Raw genomic sequence first — 6,842 nt, forward strand, 5'->3', positions numbered from 1 at the left:
ACGCGAAGCGACAAGCGTGGGGGCTTTACCTCTGGCCGCGGGTCCGGCTTTGCCGGCCCGCAGGCGCAGCGCCCCCTCGGGGGGCAGCGCAGTACGCGAAGCGACAAGCGTGGGGGCTTTACCTCTGGCCGCGGGTCCGGCTTTGCCGGCCCGCAGGCGCAGCGCCCCCTCGGGGGGCAGCGCAGTACGCGAAGCGACAAGCGTGGGGGCTTTACCTCTGGCCGCGGGTCCGGCTTTGCCGACCCGCAGGCGCAGCGCCCCCTCGGGGGGCAGAGAGCTACGCGCAGCGAGCGAACGTGGGGGCCTTATTACCGGGGGCTTTATTTGTAATCAGGCAGCAGGAACACCGCGCGTTTGCTCTGCGGCGGCACACCGGTCAGTTTCTGCGCCAGGCGAGCCAGTGTGATCTCGGCGGTCGGGCCCTGGCGCGGCACCAGCGCATAAGCCACCCGGATCTGGGCCACGCAGTCTTCCGGCAGGCCCTTGAAGGGCATCAGGCAACGGGCCACGATGCGCGGGCCCAGCGTGGCGGCCTCTTCCGCAGAAAACGGGCCTTCCACCAGCATGCCAAAACGCTGCTCCGCCAAGCGCGCCGCGCTGTCGATTTCGCGCGCGGTCGACAACAGCCGCTCGGCCACGCGCAGCGGCAGTTCCTCGGCAGCCCGGCGCCCGAAGTCGCGCCGGATCTGATCGCTGTTGACCAGGTCGATCATCAGCACGGCGCCCTGGTGCCTGAGCCGCTGCGAGCGTGCAATCATGCGCGTCATGCGTTCGACGAACACCTGCTCGTTGATCAGGCCGGTCGCGGGGTCGACCCGGTCCAGCCCCTGGATCCTGCGCCTGTTCTCGCGGCGCTGCTGGCTGCGCAGGACCAGCACCACCAGCATGGCCGGCATCTGCAGCGCCATGCTGGCCAGTACCCCTTGCTCGGTGGCAAAACTCAGGGGCAGCCATTGCAGGTAACGCGCGATGGCCAGCGCCAGGCTCAGGGCAAAGGGGGCGCCGCTCAGCAGCAGCCATCCGCCGAAGCGGTCGCCGCGTCGCCAGGCCCAGAGATCGATCGTCACCATCAACACCGGCACCAGCACCAGATACGGCACTATCAGCGTGATGCGCAGCGCACTGTCGGTGACCGCCAGCGCGACCGAGAGGCCGGCACCGGCCAGCGATGCGGCCCACACCAGGAGGTTGAGCATGCGCGAGCGCTGCGCCAGCGACACCACGGTGGCATTGAGCAGCAGCAGCGACACCAGCATCCAGGTGGCCAGCACCGCCAGCGAGAGGTCCGTCCAGACCGGCGAGTCGGGCCACAGGTGCAGCCCGCCCACGCCGGTGATGGCCACCTGCGTCAGCCCGATCAGCGCGGAACATCCGGCGTAGTAGAGGTAGGCCCGGTCGCGCAGCCAGAAAGCGCCGGCCAGGCCGACCATGCAGCCCAGCAGCGCCAGACCGAAATAGACGCCCAGAAACAGCGACACCTGCTGCTCGCTGCGCAACAGGTGCCCCGAGCTGACAAAGCGGATGGGCGCGCTGAAACCCTGGGCGTTTTCAATGCGCAGGATGTAATGCGTCGGGTTCTCGGCATTGAAGTTGACGACCAGCAGGGGGTGGCGATGCGGCGTGGGCCACTGGTTGACCGGTGTCAGGTCACCGGCGCGCTGCTCTATCCATTGCCCGGCGCTGTCCAGCGTGTACAGTGACGCGCGATCCAGCGCAGGGTAGGGAATTTCAAGCAGCCAGCGCTCCATGTCGGGCGCGGGCGGCACGATGAAACGGATCCACAGCGACTGGCCGGGCAGCAGGGGGTAAATGCCGCGCGCCGGGGTCTGCTGCCAGCCGAGGTCACTTTGGGTGGCGACCTGTTCAACCCCGAGCCGAGATTGCGGGTCTATCCAGTAGTCGCCCCAGTCGGCCAGCGCAACCGGCTGTCTGTCCGCATCCAGATCCAGCACCGTGCGTGCAGCCGCTGGCACGGCAGCGGCCACAAGCAGAAAGAGAAGGGCGAGCGCCAGTGCCTTCGCGCGAAGCGCCCACGCCGACTTGGAACTTGCGAACATCCGGGCATTGTCGCAAATTCGTCACATCGATTGTTACGGGGCGGCTGAACTTCAAGGACCTGCAGAACGGTTGGTGCTGCAACTGCGGCTTTGCCATCTCGGCGCCGGCCCAGCGGCTGCGGGGGCGATAAAAATGGGTGCAGTCAGCCCGAGCTGCTGAACTGCACGAGGCCGGGGCGCTTTAGCCGCCGAACAGGCCCTGGATGATGTCAACAACCAGGTTGTTTTGCTGCTTCACCAGCACGATGTCGCCGCCAATGCGGGCATAACGGTAGCCGTACGGTGCTGGCGGCAGCTGCACAATCACCGGCTGCGGCACTGAGTAAACGGTCACGTTGCGAGGAATCGGCTGGCCGACTACCCAGGTGCGAACCTGGCCGGGAGGCATGCAACCATTGCCCTTTTTGGCCAGGCCCGGAGGGCATTTTTTGCCCGGGCCGTAGTGGGTGGTGTAGTACTCGCGGACGTAGGTGCGTTGCTGGTCGTTGAAGTATTTGCCTTGTTCAATCTCTTTGCGTTCCCGTTTGTCGGCTTTCTGCGCATCCTTTTGCTGCTTTTTTTCGTATTTCTCGCCGTGTTTGTCTTTGCCTTTGCCATTGCCGTGGTCTTCGTCATTGCCTTTGGCAAAAACCGGGCCGGCTACAAAGAGGGCGGAGATGGTCAGCGCGATGAGACGACTGGACAAGTTGAAACGGGTCATGATTTGCTCCTGAATATTGAACAAGAATGTTTCTTGTGGAAACTTAACGTTTCAGTCTTGACCCGGGCTGACTGTTGTTTGTAGGACAAAAGCGCGCTTGTGGATCAGTCTGACGCCTGCCGGCTTTCGAGTGTCCAAGCCCGGGTGCCATCAGGCCGCGCGCCACCACGCGCGGGCCTGTTGGCGCGGTTCGGAGCGCGTAGTCGCTATCGGTGTGGACAGCTGTACCAGCTTCTGCACCTTTTCGGGCATCGGACAGGCCTGGCGCGACAATAGGCGCATGAAATCAATACGGCTGAGAGAAGGCAAGGAACGTTCGCTGCTGCGGCGCCACCCCTGGGTGTTTGACGGTGCGATTGCCCGTGGTGGCGCGGACGCGGGTGAAACCGTGCGGGTGGAAGGGCACGACGGGCAGTTCCTCGGCTGGGCGGCGTTCAGCCCGAGCTCGAAGATTCGCGCCCGCGTCTGGAGTTTTGTCGAGACCGAACGTATCGATGCTTCGTTTTTTGTAGCACGTATCACTCAATCCATAAGGGCTAGAAGCCGTTTTGACATACAAAGCAACGGCGTGCGGTTGATTCATGGTGAATCCGATGGCTTGCCCGGATTGGTGGTGGACCGGTACGCCGACACCCTGGTGGCGCAATTTTCAAGCTGCGGGGTGGAGCGCTGGAAAAGTGTGATTGTTGAGGCGCTGCTGCAGGAGACCGGCCTCGAGCGCCTGTACGAGCGCTCGGACGCCAGTGTGCGTTCGCTCGAAGGCCTGCCCGAGGCGACCGGCTGGCTGGCCGGCAGTGGGGCCACCGAACTCGTCATCACCGAACACGGCTGGCAGCTGGGCCTGGACATCGCCACCGGACACAAGACCGGTTTTTACCTGGACCAGCGCGACAGTCGCCGCAAATTTGCCGACCATGCGCGCCGCCTGCATTTCCAGAACGTGCTCAACTGTTACTGCTACACCGGGGGCTTCACCGTCGCGGCGCTGGCCGGCGGCGCGGCGCATGTCACCTCGATCGACTCGTCCGGCCCCGCGATTGAAAAAGCCGTGGCCAATGTGGCGCTGAACGGCTTTGACGCCGGCCGCACCACCATGCTCGACGCCGATGTCAATGCCTCAATGCGGCAGTTCCACAAGGAAGGCCGGACTTTTGACGCCATCGTGCTGGACCCGCCCAAGTTTGCGCCCACCGTGGCCCACGCCGAACGCGCCGCACGCGCCTACAAGGACATCAACCGCATTGCGCTGTCCATCCTGGCGCCCGGTGGTGTGCTGTTCACCTACTCCTGCTCGGGCGGCATCAGCGCCGACCTGTTTCACAAGATCGTGGCGTCTGCCGGCACCGATGCCGGGGTCGATGCCTTCATCACCGAGCGCCTGGGCGGGGCGCCCGACCACCCGATGACCGTGAGTTTTCCCGAGGGTGAGTACCTCAAGGGGCTGGTGCTGCTCAAAAAATGAAGTCACGGATAAAAAGTGGCTACAGCCCTTACTGGACGGGCGCAGGCAGCTATCAATAACGGAGCAAAAAATGCGCACCGGCGCCACAAGGCTTGACACGGCCTGTACAGTGGGTTGGCAGGCCCCGTGGGGAGTCAATGTGCGCCTCAGGGCCTTGCGTTGACGACTAAACTCCCCACCTTTACCGGTCCACCGCACCCTCTTTTTCCTGTATTTTTCCTGTTTTTTTTTAGGCAGACACCATGAGTTTGATTCCCGTGACCATCCTGACCGGCTTTCTGGGCTCCGGCAAAACCACGCTGCTCAAGCGCATCCTGACCGAAGCCCACGGCCAGAAAATCGCCGTGATCGAAAACGAGTTCGGCGAGGAAAACATCGACAACGACATCCTGGTCAACGACACCCAGGAAAACATCATCCAGATGAACAACGGCTGCATTTGCTGCTCGATCCGCGAAGATTTGCGCGAAACCCTGCAGCTGCTGGCCGCCAAGAAGCGCAAGGGCCTGCTGGACTTCGACCGCGTGGTGATTGAAACCACCGGCCTGGCCGACCCCGGTCCGGTCGCACAGACCTTCTTCATGGACGAGGAAATCGCCGAACAGTACCTGCTGGACTCCATCCTGACCCTGGTCGACGCCAAACACGCGGCCACCCAGCTCAATGACCGCCAGGAGGCTCGCCGCCAGGTCGGTTTCGCCGACCAGATCTTCATCAGCAAGTCCGATCTGGTGGCGGCCGATGAAGTCCAGGCGCTGATGCACCGCCTCAAACACATGAACCCGCGCGCACCGCAGAAAGCGGTGCATTTCGGCGAGGTGGCGATCGCCGACGTGTTCGACCTGCGCGGCTTCAACCTGAATGCCAAGCTCGACATCGACCCGGACTTCCTCAAGGCCGACGAGCATGACCATGCCGGGCACGACCATGCCGAAGGTGAACATTGCGACCACCCCTCGCACGCCCACGACCATGGGCATGGCCATCACCACCATCACGACGACGATGTCAAGAGTTTTGTGTTCCGCTCGGAGCGCGCTTTCGACCCGGCCAAGCTCGAGGATTTTCTGGGTGCCGTGGTCAACATCTACGGCCCGCGCATGTTGCGCTACAAGGGCGTGCTGAACATGCAGGGCACGGAGCGCAAGGTGATTTTCCAGGGCGTGCACCAGTTGATGGGCAGCGACCTCGGACCGGCCTGGGCGGAAGGTGAGCAGAAGAACAGCAAGATGGTCTTTATCGGCATCGACTTGCCGAAAGATATTTTCCTCCAGGGCCTGGAGCAGTGTCTGGTTTGAGGTAGGCTGTCCACACATTGCCTTGAAAGGCGGGAGGGCCTCATGATTGTCTCCATTCTCCAACGGTTAGGCTTTCGGGCCTCCCAGCGACCCGGTGAGCCGCTACAATCGCGCGCCGACTCCCCTGGCCGGTCATCGCCGGCAAAGAGGCAGACAGGGGAAGTCAGGGTAAGTACTGGCCTTGAAATGGCAGGTGCGTCGGCGAACAAACCAGACAATCAGGTAAAAGACAAGGTTGGGCTGACAAAAGTCAGCCTGACCCGGAGTCAGCATGGGGACCATCCCGAAGCTGCCTCCACGAGGAGACCCAGTGTGAAAGCTCAAACAAAAAAGTCCAAGGTGGCGGTCAAGTCCGCGGGAAAAGCCACGTCAGCCAGCAGCGCCAAACCCAAACCCGCCGTCAAGGTGGCGGCCAGGCCTGCGGCGTCGAAAACCGCAGTGAAAAAACCGGCCCCAGCCGCACCCAAAACCAAGGCCAAGGTGGTGAGCAAGCCCGTGGTCAAAACGGCCAAGCCCAAAGCGGTGCCCGCCAAAAAAGCCACGCCAGCTGCGAAAAAGCCTGCGCCGGTTGCCAAAAGCCGTCCCACCGTCAAGGCCGTCAAATCTGCCACGCCTGTCCGGGCGACCAAACCCAAGCCCATTGTTAAACCCGCGGTCAAAGCCGCCAAACCTGTCACCAAGCCGGCCGCGCCGTCCGTGAAGGCCAAGGCCCCCGCCAAACCTGAAGAAAAAGTCATTATCAAAACGATCACCAAAACGGCGGCAGTCCCCGCCGCGAAAACCCCGCCCAGCCCCGCCAGCATTGCTGCGGCGCCAGCTCCGCTGCAGACGCCGGCCCTGAAGCCCGGACGCCGTGCATCCCTGCGGAACTCCTCTTTTGCACCGCCGCCCGCGCCCATGATTCCGACCCACTCCCCCGACGCTGCGAAAGCCAGCTACTCCACCATTGCCGAGCGCGTGATCGCACCGCCCCCGCACGTGGCGGCGAAAAAGGACCCCAAGCTTGCCAACAACTGGAAGACGAAAAAGGGCGAGGAGCTGACGGACGAAGAAGTCAAGGCCATGCCGGACTCGGAGTACATGAACGACAAGCAGCTGGCCTTTTTCCGGCACAAGCTGTCCCTGCTCAAGCAGGACATCCACAACAGCGCCGGTGAAACCACCGAGCATCTCCGGGAAGACACCGTGGTCGTGCCGGACCCTGCCGATCGCGCGACCATCGAGGAAGAACACGCTCTCGAGCTGCGCACACGTGACCGGGAGCGCAAGCTGCTCAAGAAAATCGAGCAGTCGATCGCCCGCATTGACTCCGGTGACTACGGTTA

The 6,842-nt window shown here is 63.0% G+C and carries 4 protein-coding genes and 1 pseudogene; 3 read left to right on the forward strand and 2 right to left on the reverse strand.

The window, feature by feature from the left end; all coding sequences use genetic code 11:
- Window positions 1-320: 320 nt before the first annotated feature.
- Together PSV33_RS19360 and PSV33_RS19365 are read right to left on the reverse strand one after the other, a co-directional pair.
- Window positions 321-2,057, reverse strand: a complete 1,737-nt coding sequence (locus PSV33_RS19360) for a 7TM-DISM domain-containing protein (RefSeq protein WP_300564325.1) — start codon at window positions 2,055-2,057, stop codon at window positions 321-323.
- 181 nt (window positions 2,058-2,238) lie between these two features.
- Complete coding sequence (locus tag PSV33_RS19365; RefSeq protein WP_300564327.1) at window positions 2,239-2,757, reverse strand: RcnB family protein; 519 nt, start codon at window positions 2,755-2,757, stop codon at window positions 2,239-2,241.
- Between the two features lie 280 nt (window positions 2,758-3,037).
- On the opposite strand from PSV33_RS19365, the gene PSV33_RS19370 reads away from it, so the two are divergent.
- From PSV33_RS19370 to PSV33_RS19380, 3 genes and pseudogenes are all read left to right on the forward strand, one after another.
- Window positions 3,038-4,219, forward strand: a complete 1,182-nt coding sequence (locus tag PSV33_RS19370) for a class I SAM-dependent methyltransferase (protein WP_300564329.1) — start codon at window positions 3,038-3,040, stop codon at window positions 4,217-4,219.
- A 242-nt stretch (window positions 4,220-4,461) separates the two neighbouring features.
- Window positions 4,462-5,517 carry a GTP-binding protein gene (locus PSV33_RS19375; protein ID WP_300517975.1) on the forward strand — a complete coding sequence of 352 codons (1,056 nt, stop codon included), beginning with the start codon at window positions 4,462-4,464 and terminating at the stop codon, window positions 5,515-5,517.
- A gap of 735 nt (window positions 5,518-6,252) precedes the next feature.
- A pseudogene (locus PSV33_RS19380) lies at window positions 6,253-6,842 on the forward strand (RNA polymerase-binding protein DksA); the annotation flags it as partial.

This window comes from Polaromonas sp. (assembly GCF_029945895.1).
Taxonomy (GTDB): domain Bacteria; phylum Pseudomonadota; class Gammaproteobacteria; order Burkholderiales; family Burkholderiaceae_C; genus Polaromonas.

Bases quoted from the DNA above. Each gene is read 5' to 3' on its own strand.
- PSV33_RS19365 (WP_300564327.1), bottom strand. From the start codon at position 2,757: ATGACCCGTTTCAACTTGTCCAGTCGTCTCATCGCGCTGACCATCTCC.
- PSV33_RS19370 (WP_300564329.1), top strand. From the start codon at position 3,038: ATGAAATCAATACGGCTGAGAGAAGGCAAGGAACGTTCGCTGCTGCGG.
- PSV33_RS19360 (WP_300564325.1), bottom strand. From the start codon at position 2,057: ATGTTCGCAAGTTCCAAGTCGGCGTGGGCGCTTCGCGCGAAGGCACTG.
- PSV33_RS19375 (WP_300517975.1), top strand. From the start codon at position 4,462: ATGAGTTTGATTCCCGTGACCATCCTGACCGGCTTTCTGGGCTCCGGC.